The sequence below is a fragment of the Microvirga soli genome, from assembly GCF_016734765.1.
GTDB lineage: Bacteria > Pseudomonadota > Alphaproteobacteria > Rhizobiales > Beijerinckiaceae > Microvirga > Microvirga soli.
Genome location: NZ_JAERQE010000011.1, coordinates 65186 through 86742, shown reverse-complemented (window position 1 = coordinate 86742; position 21557 = coordinate 65186). Strand labels below are relative to the sequence as shown.

General features: G+C 64.0%; 24 protein-coding genes. 14 read left to right on the top strand and 10 right to left on the bottom strand.

The window, feature by feature from the left end; genetic code table 11:
• Positions 1-37: 37 nt before the first annotated feature.
• Together JKL45_RS12205 and JKL45_RS12200 are read right to left on the bottom strand one after the other, a co-directional pair.
• The gene (locus JKL45_RS12205; protein ID WP_201861404.1) at positions 38-409 is read right to left on the bottom strand and encodes a hypothetical protein; all 372 of its coding nucleotides are present in this window, start codon (positions 407-409) and stop codon (positions 38-40) included.
• A 12-nt stretch (positions 410-421) separates the two neighbouring features.
• Entirely contained in the window at positions 422-1756 is a 1335-nt protein-coding gene (locus JKL45_RS12200; RefSeq protein WP_201861403.1) for a sulfite oxidase, read from the bottom strand.
• 762 nt (positions 1757-2518) lie between these two features.
• Between JKL45_RS12200 and JKL45_RS12195 the strand changes: the two genes are divergently transcribed.
• The 4 genes from JKL45_RS12195 to JKL45_RS12180 are packed head-to-tail and all read left to right on the top strand — an operon-like array spanning position 2519 to position 6341.
• Positions 2519-3898 carry an amidase gene (locus JKL45_RS12195; RefSeq protein ID WP_246498501.1) on the top strand — a complete coding sequence of 460 codons (1380 nt, stop codon included), beginning with the start codon at positions 2519-2521 and terminating at the stop codon, positions 3896-3898.
• 52 nt (positions 3899-3950) lie between these two features.
• Positions 3951-4832 (top strand): polysaccharide deacetylase family protein, encoded by an 882-nt coding sequence (locus tag JKL45_RS12190; RefSeq protein WP_201861402.1) that lies wholly within the window; start codon positions 3951-3953, stop codon positions 4830-4832.
• Positions 4833-4885: 53 nt separating this feature from the next.
• Complete coding sequence (locus tag JKL45_RS12185; protein WP_201861401.1) at positions 4886-5215, top strand: hypothetical protein; 330 nt, start codon at positions 4886-4888, stop codon at positions 5213-5215.
• Positions 5208-6341: a CobW family GTP-binding protein gene (locus JKL45_RS12180; RefSeq protein WP_201861400.1), complete on the top strand. Its 1134-nt coding sequence runs from the start codon at positions 5208-5210 to the stop codon at positions 6339-6341. The genes JKL45_RS12185 and JKL45_RS12180 overlap by 8 nt, the downstream gene beginning before the upstream one ends.
• A 145-nt stretch (positions 6342-6486) precedes the next feature.
• On the opposite strand, the gene JKL45_RS12175 is transcribed toward JKL45_RS12180, so the two are convergent.
• Positions 6487-6669, bottom strand: coding sequence for a hypothetical protein (locus tag JKL45_RS12175; protein ID WP_201861399.1), 183 nt, complete (start codon positions 6667-6669; stop codon positions 6487-6489).
• Between the two features lie 676 nt (positions 6670-7345).
• Here JKL45_RS12175 and JKL45_RS12170 point away from each other — a divergent pair.
• Both JKL45_RS12170 and rnk (JKL45_RS12165) read left to right on the top strand, forming a co-directional pair.
• On the top strand, positions 7346-7513 hold the full coding sequence (locus JKL45_RS12170; protein ID WP_201861398.1) for a hypothetical protein: 168 nt from the start codon (positions 7346-7348) through the stop codon (positions 7511-7513).
• 37 nt (positions 7514-7550) lie between these two features.
• Entirely contained in the window at positions 7551-7976 is a 426-nt protein-coding gene (gene rnk, locus JKL45_RS12165) for a nucleoside diphosphate kinase regulator (RefSeq protein WP_201861397.1), read from the top strand.
• Positions 7977-8424: 448 nt separating this feature from the next.
• Here rnk (JKL45_RS12165) and rnk (JKL45_RS12160) read toward each other — a convergent pair whose 3' ends face one another.
• Positions 8425-8862 carry a nucleoside diphosphate kinase regulator gene (rnk, locus tag JKL45_RS12160; protein ID WP_201861396.1) on the bottom strand — a complete coding sequence of 146 codons (438 nt, stop codon included), beginning with the start codon at positions 8860-8862 and terminating at the stop codon, positions 8425-8427.
• Positions 8863-8879: 17 nt separating this feature from the next.
• The gene (locus JKL45_RS12155; RefSeq protein ID WP_201861395.1) at positions 8880-9326 is read right to left on the bottom strand and encodes a GreA/GreB family elongation factor; all 447 of its coding nucleotides are present in this window, start codon (positions 9324-9326) and stop codon (positions 8880-8882) included.
• A gap of 482 nt (positions 9327-9808) precedes the next feature.
• On the opposite strand from JKL45_RS12155, the gene JKL45_RS12150 reads away from it, so the two are divergent.
• The 4 genes from JKL45_RS12150 (at position 9809) to JKL45_RS12135 (ending at position 13181) form a co-directional block, all read left to right on the top strand.
• A complete protein-coding gene (locus tag JKL45_RS12150) occupies positions 9809-11056 on the top strand; it encodes a Glu/Leu/Phe/Val family dehydrogenase (RefSeq protein ID WP_376771028.1) in 1248 nt (415 codons plus the stop codon).
• 19 nt (positions 11057-11075) lie between these two features.
• Complete coding sequence (locus JKL45_RS12145) at positions 11076-11885, top strand: pseudouridine synthase (RefSeq protein WP_201861393.1); 810 nt, start codon at positions 11076-11078, stop codon at positions 11883-11885.
• A gap of 153 nt (positions 11886-12038) precedes the next feature.
• Complete coding sequence (locus JKL45_RS12140; protein ID WP_246498499.1) at positions 12039-12674, top strand: ankyrin repeat domain-containing protein; 636 nt, start codon at positions 12039-12041, stop codon at positions 12672-12674.
• A 24-nt stretch (positions 12675-12698) separates the two neighbouring features.
• Entirely contained in the window at positions 12699-13181 is a 483-nt protein-coding gene (locus JKL45_RS12135) for a nucleoside deaminase (RefSeq protein WP_201861392.1), read from the top strand.
• Between the two features lie 271 nt (positions 13182-13452).
• On the opposite strand, the gene JKL45_RS12130 is transcribed toward JKL45_RS12135, so the two are convergent.
• From JKL45_RS12130 to JKL45_RS12115, 4 genes are all read right to left on the bottom strand, one after another.
• Positions 13453-13902 (bottom strand): DUF421 domain-containing protein, encoded by a 450-nt coding sequence (locus JKL45_RS12130; protein WP_201861391.1) that lies wholly within the window; start codon positions 13900-13902, stop codon positions 13453-13455.
• A gap of 17 nt (positions 13903-13919) precedes the next feature.
• On the bottom strand, positions 13920-14501 hold the full coding sequence (locus JKL45_RS12125) for a hypothetical protein (RefSeq protein WP_201861390.1): 582 nt from the start codon (positions 14499-14501) through the stop codon (positions 13920-13922).
• Positions 14502-15219: 718 nt separating this feature from the next.
• Positions 15220-16098: an MBL fold metallo-hydrolase gene (locus JKL45_RS12120; protein WP_201861389.1), complete on the bottom strand. Its 879-nt coding sequence runs from the start codon at positions 16096-16098 to the stop codon at positions 15220-15222.
• Between the two features lie 12 nt (positions 16099-16110).
• Complete coding sequence (locus JKL45_RS12115; RefSeq protein ID WP_201861388.1) at positions 16111-17070, bottom strand: Bug family tripartite tricarboxylate transporter substrate binding protein; 960 nt, start codon at positions 17068-17070, stop codon at positions 16111-16113.
• Between the two features lie 489 nt (positions 17071-17559).
• Between JKL45_RS12115 and JKL45_RS12110 the strand changes: the two genes are divergently transcribed.
• Positions 17560-18507 (top strand): LysR family transcriptional regulator, encoded by a 948-nt coding sequence (locus JKL45_RS12110; RefSeq protein WP_201861387.1) that lies wholly within the window; start codon positions 17560-17562, stop codon positions 18505-18507.
• Positions 18508-18713: 206 nt separating this feature from the next.
• On the opposite strand, the gene JKL45_RS12105 is transcribed toward JKL45_RS12110, so the two are convergent.
• Positions 18714-19424: a FadR/GntR family transcriptional regulator gene (locus JKL45_RS12105; RefSeq protein WP_201861386.1), complete on the bottom strand. Its 711-nt coding sequence runs from the start codon at positions 19422-19424 to the stop codon at positions 18714-18716.
• A gap of 96 nt (positions 19425-19520) precedes the next feature.
• On the opposite strand from JKL45_RS12105, the gene JKL45_RS12100 reads away from it, so the two are divergent.
• The 3 genes from JKL45_RS12100 to JKL45_RS12090 are packed head-to-tail and all read left to right on the top strand — an operon-like array spanning position 19521 to position 21546.
• The gene (locus tag JKL45_RS12100; RefSeq protein WP_201861385.1) at positions 19521-19673 is read left to right on the top strand and encodes a hypothetical protein; all 153 of its coding nucleotides are present in this window, start codon (positions 19521-19523) and stop codon (positions 19671-19673) included.
• Between the two features lie 57 nt (positions 19674-19730).
• Positions 19731-20525 carry a YoaK family protein gene (locus JKL45_RS12095; RefSeq protein ID WP_201861384.1) on the top strand — a complete coding sequence of 265 codons (795 nt, stop codon included), beginning with the start codon at positions 19731-19733 and terminating at the stop codon, positions 20523-20525.
• A 43-nt stretch (positions 20526-20568) separates the two neighbouring features.
• Entirely contained in the window at positions 20569-21546 is a 978-nt protein-coding gene (locus tag JKL45_RS12090) for a bile acid:sodium symporter family protein (protein WP_201861383.1), read from the top strand.
• The last annotated feature ends 11 nt before the right edge of the window (positions 21547-21557 follow it).

Sequence of the window (21557 nt, the reverse complement as noted above, 5' to 3'; positions counted from 1 at the left end):
GGCTCGAACAAGTGACGCCCGTTCGACCGTCGGGGAGTTATTGCGGCGCGAACGGGTTCCTGAACCCGCCAGCCCGCGCCGGCGCCTTGGGCGGGTGGTGCTTGGCGAGATAGTCGAGGATCAGGTCGCGGTCGGCACCCTGGATGTCTGGCATGCCGTGCCGCTCCGTCATCCAGGTCATCGTCTCGTCCCATCTGTCCCGCGTCATGCCCTGGTTCGACACAAGCCTGTAGCCGTGGCACGCCGTGCATAGGCCGAACGTCTCCTCGCGGCCCGGCCCCTCCGGCAGGTCCTCAATCTGCTCGTCCTTGGGCGTGAAGGCAGCTGCGGGTCCCTGCTGGGCCTTTGCGGGAGCGATAGAGGCCGATGCCGCCAGGGCAAGCATCGGCAGCCAGTGAAACAGACGCACGATCAACGCCCCTCACCCTACCAGGACAGCCACGCGGTGCATGGTGTTGCCGCCATAGCCCTGCGGGTTCCAGTTGTGAGCCACCGGCGGCTGCATCCGGCCGTTCGAATCCGTGGCCCTTGTCCAGATCTCGAAGTAGCCGTCCGACGGCAGTTGCAGGGTCGCCGTCCACCGGTTCCAGTCGTAGCGGTTACGGGTCGGGGCAAGTGTCGCCTCCGTCCAGGTCTGGCCGGCATCCGTGGAGACGTCGACACGGCTCACTGTGAGATCGCCGGCCCAGGCGGCTCCGCGCAGGGCCACCTCCCGCGTGCCGGCCGGCAGCCTCGTGCCGTTCGCCGGGTTGGTGATGATGCTGCGCACCGGCATGGATTCGAGGATGCGGAAGTCCTTCTCGTCCGCCTTGCCGCCCGGGACCATCGGTGTATTCGGCACCCGGTAGGAGGTGCCGGTCATGCCCTGGCCGTCATGCTCGCGGTCGCGAATCGTGATCCGCGTCAGCCACTTGTGCGACAGCGAGCCCGGCCAGCCGGGGATCACCAGCCGCAGCGGTCCGCCATGGATATTGGGCAGGGGCTCGCCGTTCATGGCGTAGACGATCAGGCTGTGCGGCTCCATCGCCTTGGTGATAGGCATGCCACGCGAGAGTGACTCCTTGGTCGTGTCGCCCGAGAGGTGCGGGTCGGCGCCGTAATGGGCGGTGTATTTCGCGGTGTCCTTCAGCCCCGCGGCCTGCAACACTTCGCTCAACGGAATGCCGGTCCATTCGGCGCAGCCGGCGCCGCCGTTGGTCCATTGGTTGCCGCGGGCCTGGGGCTGATAGGAGGAGCGGCCGTTGCCGCCGCATTCGAGCACCATGCGGTAGGTTTTGGGCTGAAAACGGGACTTCAGCTCGGCCAGCGTCAGCTCAAGCGGGTTGTTGACCTCGCCGTTGACGGTGAGCTTCCAGGCATCAGGGTTCGCCGCTGGCTCCGGGATCTGACCGTTGTTGCGGATGAAGAACTTCGAAATCGGCGTGGTCTCGTCATCAAGCAGGTGCTCGGGCGTCTCCGCCACCAAGGGACGCTCGCCCAGGACGACAAGACCCTTCTCCTTGCCGGGATAGTCGAGAGGCAGTGGGCCTGAGGGCTGGGCAGCACCACCTGATGGGGGAGACCCCTGCGCTAGAGCCGACGGGATCAACGCGCCTGACATGGTTGAGGACAGGGGGACGCTGGCGCCCACGGCGGCCCCGAGGCCCGCCAGGCTGACGCTGGTTAGAAGCCCACGGCGGCTGATCCCTCCCGGCTCCGGGGGCTGTTGATCGTCAATGGGTGGTTCTTGGGGCGACCACTCGGCTTCGCTTGTCATGGCGTTCCTCCGTATGCCCCGCCGCACCGGGCCCATGGCCGCAGCGTCGTTTGCCACATGGTAGGACAACAAGCTTGGCCTGTGAAGACAAGGCGGAAGAGCAGGGAAGGCTGCGGCGCGTCGTAGGGCGCCTCCCGGGCAATGAGGGGTTGGCGCCAGCCCCTCACCGTAGTTCGACTACTCCGCCAGCAGCCGGTTGAGCGCGCCCGTCAATGCCTCACGGGAAATCTCGCCAACGTGGGCGGACCGGAGCTATCCGCCCGCGCCGATGAAGAGGGTGACCGGCAGAACCGGCGTGGCGTAGTGGCGAGGCACGTCCATGCGCGCGTCGAGCAGCACGTTCGACAGCGTGATCTTCGCGTTGTTCAGAGCTTTCCCCCTGGCGTGACAACAACCGTGGGAGTCCTGGTGTGGCCACGCCAAGCAATAGATGGCGTGGCGCGGTCTCCGAGCGAACATGCTGAAGGAGGATACGGGTCCTGCGTCGGAGGAGAGGCACGGCGGTACCGCAGCCGATCCTATCCTGCGCGTCCCCGCGAGCGGCGCATGGCAGGGCAGAGGCAAAGCCTGATCCATCCCTTGCCTCCCAGCTTTGCTGTCTCCACCGGAGAGCTGGGGCCGCCGAGCTAATGGAACTTGGCCATGGACGCTCCGTTGAGGATCGAAGGGCCGCATTGAGGCACATGGCACATCGGCTCTGCCCTTGCATTCGCGATGCCGCTCACGTGGACGCACAGGGATCAGCGCTCGTCAGGTTGCATCATGGGCAGAAAACTCAGCTATATGCCGGCCCGCCGCTCCGCCGTTCAGTGGTCGGCGCAACTGTCGGCCGGGATCGTCAATGCCGCCGACGCCATCGAGCAGACGCTGGTCGCTGTCGAAACCTGCGATGACCCGGCCATCTTCACGCTGACAACACCCGAGCGGGCCCGCACCGCAGCACGAGCCGCCTCCGCGCGGCAGCGGGACGGACGCTCCCTCGGATGGCTCGATGGTGCGCCTGTCGCGTGGAAGGACCTCTTCGACATCTCGGGCCTGCCGACGACGGCCGGATCGCACCTGCTTGCCGATGCTCAACCGGCCGCTGCCGACGCGGTCATCGTCACGCGGCTCGAAGCAGCGGGCATGGTCAGCATCGGTCGGGTCAATATGACGGAGTTCGCTTTCTCGGGGATCGGCCTCAACCCGCATTACGGCACCCCCGTCAATCCACACGGGCAACGCCGCGTCCCGGGCGGCTCCTCCTCCGGCTCTGGCGTCGCGGTCGCACGAGGTCTGTTGCCGGTCTCCATCGGAACCGATACCAGCGGCTCTGTCCGCATTCCGGCGGCCTTCAACGGCATCGTCGGCTACAAGACCTCCGGCGGGCGCTGGCCCATGCGGGGCGCCTATCCGCTGTCTAACACCCTGGATACGCTCGGGGTCCTTTGCCTGAGCGTGCTTGATGCGATCCTGGTCGATGCGGCAGCCCGAGGTCTTGCTGCGCCCAATCTCCGGCGGAGCGGCATCAGCGATCTGCGCCTGATCGTGCCCACGAATGTGGTCTTTGACGGGTGCGAGCCAGCCGTTGTCGCGAACTTCGAGGCCGCGCTGACCCGCCTGGAGAACGCCGGAGCACATATCGAGCGGAGTACCTTGCCCGCTCTCGACGAGATCATCGCGCTGAATACACAATACGGTCCCATCGTGAATGCCGAGGCCTACGCCCTGCACAGGGAACGCGTCGAGGGTGAAGCCGCGGCCAGCATGGACCGGCGGGTGGCCTCCCGGATCAGGCTTGCGGCTGCGACGCCGCTCACGTCCTATATCGCCATCATGGAAGCCCGCCGCAGGCTCGTGGCGGAAACGGCTGCGATGCTGGCGGAGGGCTGGCTCGTGGCTTATCCGACAGTCGCCCATGTTGCGCCATCCATCGACGCCCTCGAAGCCGACGACGATCTGTTCGTGCGCACCAACATGAGGACCCTGCGCAACACGCTTCTGGGCAACTTTCTCGACTGGTGCGGGATCTCCATACCCAACGGAACCGATGCGGAGGGGATGCCAACAGGCTTCCTCCTGTCGGGCGGCCCTGGACGGGATGATCATCTGCTCGCGGCGGCGTTGACGGCGGAAGGCATCATCCGAAACCCGGCAGGATAAACCCACGAAGCCATTTTCCCACGCATTACTAACCACCGGAGGAGAAGCACTCATGGCGAAGGAAATTCTCTGCAGCTTCGGCATCGACGTCGATGCCGTCGCAGGCTGGCTTGGAAGCTATGGAGGTGAGGACTCCCCGGACGATATCTCCCGGGGCCTGTTCGCGGGTGAGGTGGGCAGCCTGCGCCTGCTACAGCTTTTCGAGCGGTTCGGCATCAAAACGACCTGGTTCATTCCGGGTCATTCCATCGAGACCTTCCCGGAGCAGATGAAGGCCGTCGCCGACGCGGGCCATGAGATCGGCATCCACGGCTACAGCCACGAGAACCCGATTGCGATGACCCGGGAGCAGGAAACCGAGGTTCTCGACAAGTGCATCGAGCTCGTGACCCAGCTCTCCGGCCGTCGGCCTACAGGCTATGTCGCCCCCTGGTGGGAGTTCTCAACCGTCACCAACGAGCTGCTGCTCGAACGCGGCATCAAGTACGACCACTCACTGATGCACCATGATTATCAGCCGTACTACGTGCGCGTCGGCGACCGCTGGACCAAGATCGACTACTCAAAGAAGGCTTCCGAATGGATGAAGCCCCTTGTTCGGGGCGAGGAGACGGACCTCATCGAGATCCCGGCGAGCTGGTATCTCGATGACCTGCCGCCGATGATGTTCATCAAGGCCTCACCAAACAGCCACGGCTTCGTCAATCCGCGCGATATCGAGCAGCTCTGGCGCGACCAGTTCGACTGGGTCTACCGCGAGTATGACTATGCGGTATTCCCGATCACGATCCACCCGGATGTGTCCGGGCGACCGCAGGTGCTGATGATGCTGGAGCGCCTCTATCATCACATGATTAGCCATCCGGGCGTCCGCTTCGTCACCATGGACGAGATCGCCGATGACTTTGCACGGCGCTTCCCACGAAAGAAGTAAGCCCGGCAGCTTCCCGCACTTTGCCAGGCTGCCGCAAGAGGAGAGAGTGAACCATGTGTGCGCTGTGCGGCGTCTTGGGCAATGCCGATCACTGGACGGACGCCATCGCCCGTCCAGGCGTGTTCAGCCGCAATTCGGATGCAGCTGAGCGTCGGCGCGAGCGCATGCGACGCGTGCAGTGTGCCAACCGGGTACTGAAGTTGTACGGTCTGAAGCTGAGCGACTGGCAGGGCTCCGCCTTCCTGCTCTCCACCGCCACCGGCAAGACGGAGATAGTCGATCATCTCGCCCACCTGTGGATCAAGGCCGAGAAGCTGACCGGCCGCCTCTGCGATCCTCTCGACCCGGCGCTGATCGCCCGGCTTGAGGCGGCGCATGACTGAGGCGGCATCATTGACCCCGGTCAACCTGATCACCGGCTTCCTGGGTTCCGGCAAGACAACCCTGCTTCAGCGCCTGCTGCGGGATCCGGCCCTTGCCGACACGGCTGTCCTGATCAACGAATTCGGCGAGGTCGGCCTTGATCATCATCTGCTGGAGCGCATCGACGAGACCACGGTGCTTCTGCAGTCTGGCTGCCTGTGCTGCACAATCCGGGGGGAGCTCTCGTCCGCGATCAAGGATCTGCACGCCAGGCGCGAGGGCGGCCGGATACCATTCTTCCGACGGCTGGTGATCGAGAGCACAGGGCTGGCGGATCCGTTCCCAATCCTCTCAACGGTGCAGGCCGATCCAGTGCTGAAGCACCACTTCCGCTTAGGCAATGTGATCGCCACGGTTGATGCCGTGAACGGCGGCATCCAACTCGCTCGTCAAAGGGAGAGTGCCAGACAGGTGGCAGTGGCCGACCGGCTGGTCCTCACCAAGACGGATTTGGCCGATAAGCGGACCACCGAGACCGTCATCTCAGATGTTCGCCAGCTCAATCCCTCCGCTCCGCTCTGGCGTGCCCCGTACGACCCTCTGGATGCGGAGGCACTTCTCTCGCACGGTACGTTTGAGCTGTCAGACAAGAGCGAGATGGCGCAGCGCTGGTTTGCCGACGAGGTCAAGGCGAGATGGCGTCGTTACGGAAACCCTTTAGATGGGCTGAATCACAGCACAGGGGGCCGCCTAAGCGGCGCCGGGGAAGTGCATGGCCATAACCCGAGCCGCCACTGCGACGGCATCCATGCGTTCGCGCTGGTGTTCGACAAGCCGCTTGATTGGACGGCATTCGGTATCTGGCTGACCATGCTGCTCAATCGCCACGGGACAGCGGTCCTGCGTGTAAAGGGCATCCTCAACGTTGCGGGTTCGCCCGCGCCCGTGGCCGTCCATGGCGTGCAGCATCTGGTCCACCCTCCCGTGCACATGACGGCATGGCCGGACGAGGACCGCCGCTCGCGCCTCGTCTTCATCGTCGATAGTCTTGATCGTGCCCTGATTGAACGTTCCCTGTCCGCCTTCTTGCAGTCGAATGGGTTGCCGGACGTGACGACGCGTGCATGCCCAGTATCGGTGTCCTGAAGAGCAACAGGTGGCCCGCGCGGCGGGCACTGGCTCTTGAAAAAGCAAGCTTGGCTTTATGGACACCCGCTACCGTGCCGCGGTTCCGACGACCACGGTGGCGGGTGTCCAGGTTTAGGAACGGACACCCGGAGTCTTCTATGACCTAACGGGAACTTGACTTGTCCGAGCGCGCTTCAGTGGTTTCAACAAGGCAGACCAGCACGAACACCGCCACGACCGTGACCAGCTCAACGGTCTGGGTGGCCCATTCAGGCGCATCATTCGGCAACAAGCCAAGTGCCAGGCCGGACAGCAGGGCCGCGGCAAGAGCGGTCCAGATCAGCATGATGATCCTCATTCGTCAGCGATTGCGGGTGTTTAGGCCAAGGAGCCTGAACCGCGCCTGTACAAGCCCGCCAGATCTTCGCCAGCCGGTAGGCGCTGCCGAGCAGGTCGAACAGGTCCAGCAGGATCGCGGCGACGGTGAGGAGGGCCGCCGCGGACCTGGGCGTGCCAATCCGGTGAGGTGGCCATCTCCACGGTTTCAAGGATAACGGCCGCTTGTATTTCGAGCTTGCGTCACCATAAACCGGACATCCCATCACGCCGCGCTTCGGCGATTTGACAAACGGGACGATGTGTACCAGCATCGAGGCATCATGTTGAGCATCGCACAATACCGTCGCGGCCTGCATCGGGCAGGCAACCTCATCGCGGGCAAGTAGCCCCGAGCTCGACGTGCATCCGCACCCCGAGTTCGGGGGAGCGCAAGATCCTTAAACCTTCGGACATCTTGTGAGGCCGGGTGCTGGCGCATCCGGTGTGGCGGTATGCTTCAACAATTCTTCAACCTCGTGTTCCGCTTCGCGGCGCCAAAGCCCATGCAAGCTGCAGGCCAGTGGCGCAGCCTGCCAATGGACGCAGCGCGTCCCGCGTTCGAACGTCCCACAGCCGAATTCCTGGCAGAGGTGCTCAGGTCAGCACTTGCCCAGAGAAATGCAGAAAGCAGAGGAGACCGTGCCATGGGTCAGTCCCCGAACGAACCGTCATCCAAGCCCGCGCCGCAGGATACGGAGCAGCCGGATGGCAAGGTCGTCCGGCTGATGCCTCGGCGGCGCCCCGCTACGGAGCGGGCCCCAAGCCCGCCAACACCTGGCGACGACAATGATCCCGGCCCGTCGGCAGCCTGAATCCTGCCGTCGCGTCCAACAGAATAGGAGACATCCCATGACCAAGAAAGCTGGCGGTGCCAAGCCCCGCATCATCCTGACCGCCACCGACCACGAGAAGCTCTCGGTGCTCGCCAATGCGGCCGCGAACACCATGCCCGAGGTCGCAGCCGAACTTGCGGACGAGCTCGACCGCGCGCATGTCCTTGCCGCGGGCCGCCATCCCGGCGACACCGTCTGCATGGGCTGCGAGGTTGACTTCCGCGACGACATGACGGGGCGGGTGCAGACGGTGATCCTCGTCTACCCGCAGGAGGCCGACATCTCGAAGGGAAGGATCTCGGTGCTGACGCCCATCGGAACCGCCCTGATCGGTCTTCCCGTCGGCAAGTCGATTGATTGGACAACCCGTACCGGGGAGTCGAAGCGGTTGACAGTGCTGCAGGTGCGCGAGCCTGCGGTTACGGAGGGCCAGCCCGCCTAAGCGCGCATGCCGCGGCACGCCGCATGAACAGCACGCCACGCGGCCTTCGCCGGCCGCGCGGCCTCATTGCTGCAATCGACAGAATTGCTGCCAATCGAGAACTGAATGGCCGAAACCAACTGTATCGGCGCTATCGCACGTGCAATGACGCAAGCCGCATCGCCCGATCAGCACGAAGGCCAGCCACCGTTCCAAGCGTCGCCAGCCCGAAGCACCTGGCCCGTCATGCCGACGATGGTGATGTGGTTCTGAGCGAACCCTTGAACATTCACTCCCGAGCATTGTGATGGTCTGGGTGCTGCGGGGCTCCTGAGCGAACGGCCGCCTGGTAGGCAAGGAAGCAACCCAGGATGAGCACGATGGACGAAAGCACTTGGCTCATCATTTCAGGCCTCCATCCATAGGCTAAACGATCCAAGCAGCTCTGGCGATGCTGCTTGGAAGGGCTTTATGACAGTTCCCGCCATGGCTCGACGAAGCGTCCATGCGGCTGATGGAGGACGCGCAGCAGCGTCAGGCTGCGCCATCCCTTGGGTGTCCGCCACGTGATTGACTGGCCTTCGCTCAGGCCGATCAGCGCCGCGCCTTCCGGCGACAGCACAGAGACCCGGTCCGCCTCGCCGTCTTCCTCCTCGGGATAGACCAGTGTTGCGCAGCGGACATCCCAAGTGGCGTCATCCCGGAACTCCAGCCGCGAGTTCATCGTGGCCACGAATGGCGGAATAGCACATGGCGTCACCACCGTTGCCCGGAGCAGCTCATTGGCGAGCATCGCCGCTGCCGGGCGGTCCTGCTGGAAGGTCAGGCCGAACGATGCGAGAAAGGCGAGCCGGTCGTAGTCGCCCGTCGAGATCGTCACGGGTGGAAGTGACTCTTGCTTGATCATCGTGTCCTCGACTCGCCTCAGGCCCACGTGATGCTGCCGGGGATGCGCGTGACCGTCGTGCCGTCGTCCAGGAAGCGAAGGCCGATGCCTTCCACGAACACCTCATGGAGCGCGCCATTGTCCACGAACGACATGCGGTCGCCAACGCGTAGGCCCAGGAGCGCCGTCCCCAACGGTGTGGTCACGGAGATCTCGGCGCCGGGCCAGATCAGGTCTTCGGGATGGACGAGCAGATGCGCCCGCGACTTCGGCTCATCGTCGATGCGAAAGATCACGCGGCAGTTCGTCGAGACGACGTCCTCCGGCAGCGCCGCCGGATGACAGACGTGCGCGCGACGCAACTCCGTGAGCAGGAAGTCGGATGCCATGCGTTTGTCTTTCTGCTGGATCATCGCGGTGAACAGCAGGCGGTTGTAGTCGTTGGCTGCGAGGGTGATTGGGGGGAGCTGTTGCTGCTTGCTCATGAAAGCCTCCTCAAGACGGTCAACTGCCGGACACGCAGGCACGCGTTCCCGCAGGGCGGACGGACGTGACGGGCCGACACACGCCTGAACGGCGCATGCGACAGCTCAAAGATTGTGTGAGGGAGATTTGGTGCCCCGGAGCGCCGGCGACCACAGCGGGTCAAGCCGGCTCCTGGGGCTTACGTGCCTGCTTTGAGGCAGCCCGCGTGCGCAAAGAGGCGAAGATTTCTCACGAGCTTCATCATGACACTCTCAAGATACGCCCGACGCCGGGGAATGCAAGCTCTCGGTTGACGCAGGCGCTCGTGCGCAGGGAGTACGGGCCCGGCGCGGCTAGCGGCAGCACCCAGCCTACTCCGGATCGACGCAGTGATCCCCGAAATCTTGCGCTCCGGAGCGGAAGCCGCCATTAAGCTCCCCAGCGACAACCTGCGCACAACGAAACCAACACACAGGAGTGAGATCAATTGCATGCAGCCTCCATGCTCGACCAGGCCCTGACACGCCTCGACGAAGCAGCCCGGCACCTCGCCCTCGACGCGGACGTTCTCGAAAAGTTGAAGTACCCGCGTGAGACCACGAAGGTCCGTCTGATGATCCGCATGGACGACGGCTCGCGCAAATCCTTCATGGCCTGGCGCTGTCGCTATGACGACACCCGCGGGCCGACCAAGGGCGGCATCCGCTTCCACCCCGCTTCGACCATGGAGGAGGTGGAGACGCTCGCTTTCTGGATGACCTTCAAATGTGCCGTGATGAACCTGCCGTATGGCGGCGGCAAAGGTGCCGTGCAGGTCGATCCCCACACCCTCTCGAAAGCCGAACTGGAGCGCCTGTCGCGCGCCTACGTTCAGGCCTTCGCCAAGATCATCGGGCCTGACCGGGACATCCCGGCGCCCGACGTCTACACCAATTCGATGATCATGGGCTGGATGGCCGACGAGTACGCCTCTATCGTGGGAGAGGCAACGCCAGCCGTGATCACGGGCAAGCCCATTGCGCTCGGTGGCTCCCTCGGGCGTGACGACGCGACCGCCGGTGGCGGCTACTATCTCGTCCAGCGCCTCGCCCGGCAGCTTGGATTGGAGCCGGGGTCGCGGGTGGCGATCCAGGGCTTCGGCAATGCCGGCCAGCACATCGCGCGGCTTCTGGCAGCCGACGGCTACAAGATCGTGGCGGTCTCCGACTCGAAGGGCGCGATCCATTGCCCGGCCGGCCTCGACATCGTCAAGCTGCTCGCAGCCAAGGCCCAAGGGAGTGTCACAAGCCTCGCCGGGGCTGATGGCATCTCCGCTCTTCCTGCCGACGAGCTCGTTTCGGTGGACTGCAACCTGCTCGTCCCGGCCGCCTTGGAGGACATGATCCACGAGGGCAATGCCTCGGGCGTCAAGGCTCGCGTCGTGCTCGAACTCGCCAATGGCCCGATCACCCCTGAGGCCGACGAGATCCTGGCGGCCAAGAACATCGTCGTTCTGCCGGACATCCTGGCGAACGCGGGGGGAGTCACCGTCTCGTACTTTGAATGGGTGCAGAACCGGCAGGGCTACTACTGGCCGGTCGAGGATGTGCATGCGCGGCTGAAGTCGATGATGGAGCGGGAAGGGGACGCCATCTGGGCGCTCGCCCGGGACAAGGGCATCACCTTGCGCAGCGCCGCTTACGTGCATGCGCTCTCGCGGCTTGCGGGCGCCATCGAGGCGCACGGCACGCAGCAGTTCTTCACGAGCTGACGTCCGGACCGACACGATCATGAAACCACCGCCCCGATTGCGGGGCGCGGGTGGGCCCCGGCGTCAAAACGGCGCCGTGGTGAACCTGCCGCGCGCCCTGTCGAAGCTCGGGTTCTGCTCCCGCACGCAGGCCGAGGTCCTGATCTTGGAGGGTCGCGTGCGTGTCGACGGCCGGGTCGTCCGCAACGTGGCGGCCCGCGTTGATCCAGGACGCGCTCGCATCACTGTTGATGGCCAACCGGTCGTAGCCGAGTGCAAGGTGTACCTGATGCTCAACAAGCCACGCGGCCTGGTCACAACCCGCGACGATCCGCACGAGCGTGCGACGGTCTACGGCTGCCTAGAAGGGCTCGACCTCCCGTTCGTTGCGCCCGTGGGACGCCTCGACAAGGCGAGCGAGGGCCTGCTGCTCCTGACCAACGACACGCGCTGGGCGCAGCGTGTGCTGGATCCCGCGTCGAACGTCGAGAAGGTCTACCACGTCCAAATCGACCGCATGCCGGATGAGGCAATGCTGGAACGCCTCCAGGCCGGCATGGTGCTCGACGGCGAGCGCCTCGTCGCGAAATCGGCCAGCCTGCTCCGTGCCGGAGCACGCAACGCATGGCTCGAAATTGTTCTCAGCGAGGGCAGGAACCGCCAGATCCGACGCCTGCTCGACGCCGTCGATGCGGAGGTGCTCCGCCTCGTGCGGATCGATGTGGGCGGAGTGCGGCTGGGCGATCTCCCGAGGGGCGCCGTCCGGCATCTCACGCCCGCCGAGAAGGCGATGCTGGACATTCCGGTCCAGACCGCCTCGGATCTACTCGGCCACTCCAGAGTTCGGTAAGGAATGCCACGATCAATCGCCCTTCGCACCGTGCGTGCTCTTCCCAAATTGCATGGCGGGCCAATATCCCGGACCGGGAAGGGCCTGACCGATGTTGTGGATGGCACGATGATGAGACTGTTGTTTCCTGTCATGGTATTGGGAGCCTTGCTGATGAGCACACTCACGGGTCTTGGTTCGACCAGCTCCCCTTCGCCGCTCGACCGCCAACTCATCGCCGCCGCGGAGCAGGGGGATACCGACGGCGTCAGGCGGGGCCTGGGTGAAGGGGCGAGCATTGACGCGCGTGACAGCCGCCAGCGCACGGCCCTCATGGCAGCGGTCCAGAACAACCATGTCGCGACCGCACGAGCCCTGATCGAGATCGGCTCCGACGTGAACGCGAAGGACGAGATCAACGACAGTCCCTATCTGCTCGCCGGGGCCAGAGGTTACCTTGAGATCCTCCGCCTCACGCTGGCCCATGGCGCCGATCTCAGGAGCACGAACCGCTATGGCGGCACGGCGCTCATCCCCGCTGCCGAGCGCGGGCACGTGGAGACGGTGCGCACCTTGATTGAAGCTGGTGTGGATGTCGACCACGTGAACAAGCTGGGCTGGACCGCGTTGCTGGAGGCGATCATCCTCGGGGACGGCGGGCCGCGGCATGCTGAAATTGTTCACCTGCTGCTCGACGCGGGAGCGAACGCCAACCTCGCCGACCGTGACGGGGTCACGCCGCTGCAGCATGCGCGCCAGCGGGGCTATCGCGGGATCGAGCAGCTCCTGACGGCGGCTGGCGCCCGCTGATCGCGCCAGGAGAGGAGGAACGACATGTCCACGGCCCGGAATTTCCTCTGTGAAGCCATCGATCTCGCGCGCGAGAATGTGCGCAAGGGTGGACGTCCATTTGGAGCGGTCCTCGTCAAGGACGGTGCCATTGTCGCCACGGGCGTCAACGAGATCCATACAACGCAGGACCCGACCACCCACGCCGAACTCCAGGCGATCCGTGCCGCAAGCCGGGCGCTCGGCGGCCCGCGTCTCGACGGCTGTGTGATCTATGCCAGCGGCCAGCCCTGTCCAATGTGCCTTTCAGCCATGTATCTGACTGGTATTCGTGAAGCGACCTACGCCTATTCCAACGAGGACGGCGAGCCCTGTGGACTTTCCACGGCGGCCATTTATGCCGAATTGGCAAAGCCGTTGGCACACCAGTCGCTAAAAGTTACCTACCTGCCCGTCCATCCTGAGGAGGGTGATCTCTACGAGATGTGGCGGGATCACAGCCGTGCGCCTCCGGTGACAGGCGAATAGGCGTCGGAACGGACATGCCGGGCGAGTCCATTGCGGCTGACAGGATCGCGTCCACCCCTGTCAATGGTAAAATCCATAGAGTGCCCACGCCAGAACGGCGACAATGATCGCCAGGCCGGCATGCCATCGCGTAGCCTTCCTGATGTCCTCCGCGGTTGTGGCAGGGCGTCTCCGCAGCGCACGTGGCAGCGGGCGATAGAGGATCCTGTACATCGATTTCATGGCAGATTGTCCAAGGTTGCGGGAGAGGCCAATGCATGTCCTGCGAGTGCTAACCGCTCGCTTGGGGCACAATGGTGATGCCGCCGCTGACCTCGACGATGGCGTACTTGATCTGCTCCAGCCGCTCGATCCCGTGCATGCGACGTGCGGCCTCCATGACGTCATCCCGGCTCACTCGCGCCGTGCTCATACGATCCTGCATGAGACGACCATGCTCAACGATGATCGTCGGCACACCGTCCATGAGCTTTTCCATGGTCTTCCAGCGGCTTTTAATCAGCGACATAGCGATGTTGATGAACAACAGCGTGATGATCACGATGGCTGCATAGACGACCGACGGATCGTCGCCAAGCAGCACCGGCTCGGTCGCCTCGCCGATGATCAGCAGCAGGACGAAGTCGAACGTCGTCATCTCGGACAGCGTGCGGCGGCCTGCGATGCGGAACACGATCAGTAGAAAGAAATAGATGAAGGCGGCTCTGAGCACCGAGTCCATGATTGTGGCTCCAGGGCTTAGGGATAGACGAATTGGGTGAAGCGGGCCGGCTCGCGTCCGCTCAGACCAATCTCGGCCGAGTGGGAGCCGACCTCCCGCAGCTTCAGCGCGAAGCGGATCGTGGCCGCCTGGCCCGACTGCGCCACCGGGATCATGTACTCGATATCGGCTCCTAGGCTTCTGGCCTCCCGGGGCTCGGGAGCAATCCCCTTCACCTCGACCGCATCGAGGAAGCTGCCGCTCACGCGAAGCGGGACGACGTTGTCTGCAGTCGCTTGAGGCGCGACGTCCACTCGCAAGGTAAATTCGGATCCTTGGCGCTGGAAGCGCTCATACTCGACCCGCACGAGGCCAGCCGGGTCGGTTGCCTGCTGACAGCTCACGGGGCCGTACCCGAAAACCCCGGTCAGAGCGGTTAGGACCAGACCGCCCATGGCCAGCCAGCCGAGGCGCTGGATAGTCCACGTCCGTCGCTGCCAGACCATGTCCTCGTCGACTTGGACCGAGCGTGCTTCCTTTGGCTTGGAGTTGCGACCGGAGGCCTTCGCATAGGCGTCGTCGCTGGCCAGGGAGGCCAGTTTGCTATGGCGAGGTTTCACCTGTTCCTCACATGGTCTCGTGACGTGCCCATACGGTCGCTCCGTTTAGCGACGGGCGTACGGTACGCCTGTGGCGAGGCGCTTGATCAATCATGCGTGTTGGAAGAGCATGTCCGCCCGGCTGGGAGGGCCTATGAGGCGCACCTCCCCAGCCAGGTTATGAGCCCGTTTGAAGGCTCCCGGCGCGGGTCAGGTACCGTTTCTGCGACAAAGGTCCGAACATGATCCAATGGACATGGAGCCCAGCCTCTGGAATTCAACCGACCCACGATCCCGGCTTGAAGCGGCTATTCGCTGGCTCGAAAATGAAACCTATGCTGCAGCCCCCTGATGGGGTCCGAGGACTTCGCTTTCATCCTGCGTCAGGTGCTAGGCGCGTATATCCTGATCGGCATTGGCGACAGCGCCCCGTCCACAACGCAGCCTTTGACTTCAACGATGAGGCCATCCCCTATGGGGTGTCTTATTGGGTCGAGTTGGCAGGCCGTGCCCTTCCAGTGTGAATTGAGCAAAGAACCGACGCCGTTGGCCATTCCTGATCGCTGGAGGCCGTCTCGATCAAGGTCGTTCATTTGCTTTGCGAAATGGAAGACCAGACTACAATGCCGCCGTGTGGCACAGGGCGGACCATGTCTGAATTTCTGCATCGGCGCCGTGAGCGGACCTCTACTAAGTAATGCTTAAGCGACGTTTTTGACCCAAGGCGGACGACCAACTGTTACACAGCAAGTAAATCGCGGCCCGCGATCACAGTGCCTTCGAACACCCTCCTTGGTGCGGCGAGCCACATCTCCTCAGTGATCGCAGGATCGTCGCCCGGGACGAAGTGGTTCAGCACCAGCGTTCCAACCTCGGCCCGGGCCGCAACAGCGCCGACCTGCTCCGTAGTGGTGTGACTGGCCAGAAGGTGCGCGTGTAGCGCAGGTGCGTTCGGCAATCCGGCGATCAGCCTCGGCAGGCTCTCCACTCGCATGACCTCATGCACCAGCACATCCGCCTTCCGAGCCAACGCGACCAGCTCCGGGCAGATGGCCGTATCGCCGGACAGGACAAGTGAACGGTGCTGGGTATCAAACCGATACGCAAATGCATGCCGCAGGGGAGGGTGGTGGACCGGGCCGACCGTCACCCGGATCTTCGCTGTTTCCAGCGCAACGCTTGGTGCATCGATCTCGTGTATGCGAACGAGGTGCTGTGGATTGGAGCGTCCTTCATCCTCCATGCGCGTGGCGATCTCAAACCAGAGAGATGCAAAGAAGCCGTTGATCAGTGTCGCGAGAGGGGGCGGTCCAAACACGTCAATGGGTCGGCGCAGACCTCCGACCCAGGCTTGGTAGAGCAGTGGCCCGAGCTCCAGCGTATGATCGGAGTGATGATGTGTGATGAAGATCGCGTCGAGTTCATGAGGCTGCACTCCTGCCAACAGAAGCTGCCGTGTGGTGCCGTAGCCGCAGTCGACCAGATAGGCTGAGCCCTTGGAGAGGATCAGATTGGCCGGGTTGGACCGCAGGAGGCTCGGGCGTGGCCCACCCTTCGTGCCCAGAAGAATGAGCCTGTCCTCGGCCGGAGGATCGCATGGGGTTGCGTCGTGGAACATTGGCAGGTCCTCTCACTGCTGGTCGGGTGTAAAGCGAGCTGCCTTCACCGCCGGGGCCCACATTGCTGCATCCCGGTTCAGGATTTCGGCAAGCCGTGAACGGGATGTCCCGGTCGGTTCAAATCCCATAGCGATGATCCGCTCTTTCACCTGCTCCTTCTGCAAAGCAGCAGTGATGAGCTGATTGAACCGGTCAAGAACGTCCGCGGGTGTGCCACGGGGCGCAAAGACACCGTGCCAGCCTGCTCCGGCAATCGCGTAGCCCGTCTCCTGGAAGGTCGGAACGCCCGGCAGAAAAGGCGAGCGTGAGGTGCTGGAAGTCGCCAGGATCCGAATGCGCCCTGCCTTATGCAGTTCCAGCAGTTCGCCCGTGTTGGTGAAGACCATCGGGAGCTGGCCGGCGAGGAGGTCGTTGATGGCTGCCGACGTCCCCCGGTAGGGAACATGACGCAGATCCAGACCTGTCTCACGGCCGAACAGCACGGCAAAGAAATGGGGAAGAGTGCCGGCCCCCGGCGTGCCGTAGTTGGCCCGTCCAGGATGAGCCTTGAGCCATTCTACCAAGCTGGACAGAGAGTCTGCCGGGATCTCAGCCCCCACGGCGACCGCAAAGTCAAATGTGGCTACCTGCGAGACCGGCTCAAAATCCTGAACAGGATCGTATCCCAGCACTGGGTAGACGTGCTGGTAGACGGCCATGGGAGCAATGGGGGTGAACAGGAGCGTGGCTCCGTCAGGGGTAGCGCTTTTGACGGCCTGCACGCCGACGCGTCCGGCCGCGCCGGTTCTGTTCTCGACCACGACCGCCCGGCCCAGGCCTGTCTCAAGTTCGTCGGCAATGACCCTGGAGAGAGCGTCCGTGGCGGAGCCGGCGGCGAACGGCATGACAAGCCGGACCGCTTCCGTTGCCGAACTCCCGGAGGAGACCAAGCCAGCAACCAGGGCCAGGATAGGAGCGAGCATCCATTTCATGAGAACCTCCCTAGGATTGCCGCTGGCCCGACCATGAGGCGGTGGCTTGCCGCCGAGGCCAACGGTATGGGTAACGCGGCAGGCAGGAGAGCACCCGAGGCCAGAGATCCGACCTCAGAGCGGCACGCTTCCAGGCTGTGAGACCGACGATGGCCAGGCAGCAGATGGCGTTCACTGCGCTGATCAGGGCCAGCAAACCGTCCCCGAGGTTGACCGCCGCATGAGCCGCCGTCGTGCTGTTGGCTAAGAGGAAAATCGACCACGACGTGAACGAGATGCATGACGCCCCGTGCTGGTCACGTGCCACACGGATGATCTGGGGCACATAGGACCCCAGCCGCAGAAAGTTACACGCCGAGAACGCCAGAAACGCAGCCTCGCCCAAGGTCATAGCCGCCTCCGCATCATTTATGTCGTGAGTGTTGCCTGGTTGAGCTATAAAGAGAATTCGTATTCTGGAATGGGCCTATAACTTTTCGGAAGAGCCTCATGCAGTGGGACGAGCGCATCGGCCGGCGATTGCGGCTGCGGGACCTTCACACGCTGCAAGTGATCGCGGAGGCCGGGAGCATGTCCAAGGCCGCCGAGCGGTTGGCCGTCTCACAGCCTGCCGTTTCGAAGGCCATTGCCGATCTGGAGCATACGCTCGGCGTGCCCGTGCTCGACCGGACGCCGAGAGGTGTCGAGGTGACCGCCTACGGGCGTGCCCTGCTGAGGCATGGGGCCGCCGTGTTCGATGACCTGAGGCAGGGGCTCGCCGAGATCGAGTTCCTGCGGGATCCGACGCAAGGGGAGCTGAGGGTCGGCGCTCCCGAGCCCGTCACGCCAGTGTTGGCCGTCATCATCAACGAACTTCTGGCTCTGATGCCCAAGATCCGGTTTCAGGTGATGGTTGGCGACACAGCGGTGCTTTACGAGGCAATACGCGAGCGGCGGCTGGACGTAGCGCTCACGCGCATGCCGGAGCTTGATGCCGAAAGCGACCTAGAGATGGAGGTGCTGTTTGCTGACCCACTTGTGGTGGCGGCGGGAGCACACAATCCATGGTCAAGACGCCAGTCAATCAGCCTGGCCGATCTCATCGATCAGCCCTGGGTTCTTCCCCCTCCGGAGACGGTGCTCGGTCGATTTGGAGCCGAGATCTTTCGGGTGCGTGGACTTGAGCCGCCCCGCGCTGCTGTGGTGGCCCCCTCCCTTCAACTGCGGCTGAGCCTGATGAGCGGTGGTCCTCACCTGACGCTTCTTCCGAGAGCCATGTTGCGTTTTCCCGGTGCTCAACCTGCCATAGTCGCAATCCCACTGGAGCTTCCTGAGACTGAACGCCCGGTGGGCTTGGTGAAGCTGCAAGGGAGGAGCATGAGCCCAGTGCTCGGGACGTTTGTTGCACGAGCACATGAGGTGACATCGCGGATGCTTACGGGCCCTGAATGCATTTGAGAGGAATGCGCGCAAAGCGGCACCACCCGAATGGTCAGATTACAAGTGGCTACAAGCAATCAGGTTTCCTAAGCCTGCAAGGGTTCAGGCCAGATTGAAGCGTTGCATGCAACGCTTCAGGGCAAGCTTGGACATACTTTGAAGGTCAGGAATTGGCACGGAGCGGAAGAAGAGCGAACGTCCGCAATGAGGTAGAAGGTGGTCATTCACCCGCCTGCCTGACCGGCTCCTTCATGAACCATGATGCTCCGGATGGCGCTCAGGTGGTCGAACATGGCCCGATGTGCCGCCTTGGGATCTCGCGCTGCGATGGCGTCCACGATGGCCAGATGCATGCGCCCCTGCTGCGCCGCGTATTCCTTCTTGCGTGCTCGGCGAAATGCGAGGTCGTGCTGCCGCTGCCAGCGGGCGCGGCCGCGCACCGATGACAGAACATCGAGGAAGGCGATCAGCAGCGGATTGCCGGTGATCCGGGCGATCCCTTTGTGGAAGGCGTCGTCAGCTTGCTCGTAGGCCTGCCAGTCGGGCGCCTGGCTGCTCCTCAGCGCGTCGGCACGCAGAAGGGCGATCTCGTTGGGGGTTGCGCGCAGCGCCGCCTCGCCCGCGATGGGCGGTTCGATCAGGAGTCGGGCGTCGAGCACATCGGCGGCTGAGGCCATCTCGGCCAGGACCGACGGGCGGATCGGCTCATGGGCCGGGCGAGGGCCAACGAAGGTGCCCTGGCCCACGTGCCGCCAGATCAGGCCTTCCTTCTCCAGCACATCAAGCGCCGCCCGCAGGGTTTCGCGGCTGCAGCCGATCCTGGGCGCCAAGACCCGCTCCGGCTCCAGCTTGTCCTGCGGGCCGTATGCCCGCTGCCGCAGATGGGCACGCAGGCGCCGAGTGGCATCATTCGCCGACAGGCGTGTTCCGGGCATCGCTTCGCATTCAGACCAATTTATGTTGGGTCTATGTAGCAGGTCTGGATCCAGCGCGAAAGCCGCGGTGGAGCAGGAAGCCGAGGAGAACGCCTGATGAGAGCCACAGTTGTCGACCGGTTTTTCGGCGATGAGCCATCCCATGATCCGGCTGTCCGCTGGGGCCGCCGCATCGGCACCACCCTGGGACTTGCGCTCTACCCGATGTTCGTCTGGATCGTCATCGACGGCTTCTTTCGGGTTCTGTGAGGGATGGAATGATTGGACGCGAACGCCACGTCCGGCACCCGGCTCGGGGAGGCTGCCATGCTTTGCCGCAGTAGCGAGACGATGCCATCCAGCTGCCGCACGGCATCGGACGTCCGGCTGCCGCTCGCCGATAAGGCGGACCAGATTGCCATGGGTGGGTTGCTGACGGCCCTGGCCGGCTTTGTTGACGCCATTGGGTACATCGGCCTAGGCGGGCTGTTCGCGTCTTTCATGAGCGGGGCCAGCATGTCGCTCGGCGTCGGACTGGGCGACGGCCAATGGAGTCCGGTCCACCAGGGCGCGTTGATGATCGGCTCGTTCCTGGGGGGCGTCGCGGTTGCGACCGTCCTGGCCAGTCTCGCTGAAGCATGGCGCCTCCCGGCTGTCCTGTTGCTGGAGGCGCTCCTTCTGGCGGGGGCCGCTCTTCTGGCCAATTCCGGATGGCCTATCTCCACCTCGATCCTTCCGCTCGTGGCGGCAATGGGCGTGCAGAACACCGTCATGCAGCCGGTGGATGGTGTGCGGCTGGGCGCGACCTTCATTACCGGCACGCTGGTGAGCCTGGGAAAGGCGTTGGGTCAGACCCTGAGCGGCAGGGCACGGCCATGGCAATTGGGAGGCCATGCCCTCCTCTGTGGCACACTCGTGCCCGGGGCCGCGGCCGGCGCAACCCTGCACGGCGCCTTTGGTCTGATGGCCCTGACGGTTCCGGCCGCATTGGTCGCCAGTCTCGCGATGCTCAGTGCGGTGCCCGTGCTGGCGAGAGCACAGTCCCACCCGGCACGTCCGCGGGAATGCCGTCGGCATTGCGATCCAGACCCGGATCATCCCCAGGTGTGGCCGTACTACTGAGCCCTGCGGCCGACTGCCCTCCACAATCCAACAGGATCCAATCATGCGTAAGATCGACCCGTTTCTCCTGCTGATCATGGCGGCAGTCGCCGTGGCCAGCGTCCTTCCCGCGCAGGGCACCAGCGCCGAGATCCTTGACACTCTGGGGATCCTCGGCATCGCGCTGCTCTTCTTCGTCCATGGCGCGGCCCTTCCGCGGGAGGTGGTGATTCAGGGCCTCATCCAATGGCGGCTGCACCTCTTCATCTTCGCCATCACGTTCGTGGTGTTTCCCGTGGCCGTGATGCCGTTAGGCGTGCTGCCATCAGCATGGGTACCCGCGGACCTTCTGCTGGGCTTCCTTTACCTGGCGGCGCTGCCGTCGGCGGTGTCATCCTCCATTGCCTTCACCGCCATGGCGAAGGGCAACGTGCCGGCCGCCATCTGCAGCTCGGCGGCGTCCAACGTCTTTGGCCTACTGCTGACGCCCGTGCTGCTGTCTCTGATGACTCGGACCTCGGTCGAGAGCGGCTTCGACCTCACCAGGGCCTTGGGCGACGTGGTTCTCCAGCTCCTGGTCCCCTTTGCCGCCGGCCAGATTGTCCGCCCATGGCTGTCCCGGGTCATGGCCCGGCACGAGCGCCGGATCGGCCAGTTCGATCAGGCGATCATTCTGCTGATTGTCTATGCGGCATTCTCGCAGTCGGTGGTCGACGGCCTGTGGTCCCGGCTTCCGCCTGCCAGTGTGGCCCTGACGGCGGTGCTGTGTCTGGTTCTGTTGACCGTCGTGCTGGCCGTCACCGCGTACATCGCCCGCCGCTTCGGCTTCTCTCGGGGAGACGAGATCGCGGCGGTGTTTTGCGGTTCGAAGAAGAGCCTAGCATCAGGCCTGCCCCTGGCCAAGGTGCTGTTCGCCACTGCGCCGGGCTTCGGCATGATCGTGCTGCCCATCATGTTCTACAACCAGATCCAGATCCTCGTGGGCGCGGTTCTTGCCCGGCGCTATGCGCAGAATGGGGCGACGATGGCAGTTTCTGGATGAAGTGTCCGGGA

Coding starts and splice junctions, on each gene's coding strand:
- JKL45_RS12200 (WP_201861403.1), bottom strand. CDS start 1,756: ATGACAAGCGAAGCCGAGTGGTCGCCCCAAGAACCACCCATTGACGAT.
- JKL45_RS12195 (WP_246498501.1), top strand. CDS start 2,519: ATGGGCAGAAAACTCAGCTATATGCCGGCCCGCCGCTCCGCCGTTCAG.
- JKL45_RS12190 (WP_201861402.1), top strand. CDS start 3,951: ATGGCGAAGGAAATTCTCTGCAGCTTCGGCATCGACGTCGATGCCGTC.
- JKL45_RS12185 (WP_201861401.1), top strand. CDS start 4,886: ATGTGTGCGCTGTGCGGCGTCTTGGGCAATGCCGATCACTGGACGGAC.
- JKL45_RS12180 (WP_201861400.1), top strand. CDS start 5,208: ATGACTGAGGCGGCATCATTGACCCCGGTCAACCTGATCACCGGCTTC.
- JKL45_RS12175 (WP_201861399.1), bottom strand. CDS start 6,669: ATGCTGATCTGGACCGCTCTTGCCGCGGCCCTGCTGTCCGGCCTGGCA.
- JKL45_RS12170 (WP_201861398.1), top strand. CDS start 7,346: ATGGGTCAGTCCCCGAACGAACCGTCATCCAAGCCCGCGCCGCAGGAT.
- rnk (WP_201861397.1), top strand. CDS start 7,551: ATGACCAAGAAAGCTGGCGGTGCCAAGCCCCGCATCATCCTGACCGCC.
- rnk (WP_201861396.1), bottom strand. CDS start 8,862: ATGATCAAGCAAGAGTCACTTCCACCCGTGACGATCTCGACGGGCGAC.
- JKL45_RS12155 (WP_201861395.1), bottom strand. CDS start 9,326: ATGAGCAAGCAGCAACAGCTCCCCCCAATCACCCTCGCAGCCAACGAC.
- JKL45_RS12150 (WP_376771028.1), top strand. CDS start 9,809: ATGCTCGACCAGGCCCTGACACGCCTCGACGAAGCAGCCCGGCACCTC.
- JKL45_RS12145 (WP_201861393.1), top strand. CDS start 11,076: ATGAAACCACCGCCCCGATTGCGGGGCGCGGGTGGGCCCCGGCGTCAA.
- JKL45_RS12140 (WP_246498499.1), top strand. CDS start 12,039: ATGAGCACACTCACGGGTCTTGGTTCGACCAGCTCCCCTTCGCCGCTC.
- JKL45_RS12135 (WP_201861392.1), top strand. CDS start 12,699: ATGTCCACGGCCCGGAATTTCCTCTGTGAAGCCATCGATCTCGCGCGC.
- JKL45_RS12130 (WP_201861391.1), bottom strand. CDS start 13,902: ATGGACTCGGTGCTCAGAGCCGCCTTCATCTATTTCTTTCTACTGATC.
- JKL45_RS12120 (WP_201861389.1), bottom strand. CDS start 16,098: ATGTTCCACGACGCAACCCCATGCGATCCTCCGGCCGAGGACAGGCTC.
- JKL45_RS12115 (WP_201861388.1), bottom strand. CDS start 17,070: ATGAAATGGATGCTCGCTCCTATCCTGGCCCTGGTTGCTGGCTTGGTC.
- JKL45_RS12110 (WP_201861387.1), top strand. CDS start 17,560: ATGCAGTGGGACGAGCGCATCGGCCGGCGATTGCGGCTGCGGGACCTT.
- JKL45_RS12105 (WP_201861386.1), bottom strand. CDS start 19,424: ATGCCCGGAACACGCCTGTCGGCGAATGATGCCACTCGGCGCCTGCGT.
- JKL45_RS12100 (WP_201861385.1), top strand. CDS start 19,521: ATGAGAGCCACAGTTGTCGACCGGTTTTTCGGCGATGAGCCATCCCAT.
- JKL45_RS12095 (WP_201861384.1), top strand. CDS start 19,731: ATGCTTTGCCGCAGTAGCGAGACGATGCCATCCAGCTGCCGCACGGCA.
- JKL45_RS12090 (WP_201861383.1), top strand. CDS start 20,569: ATGCGTAAGATCGACCCGTTTCTCCTGCTGATCATGGCGGCAGTCGCC.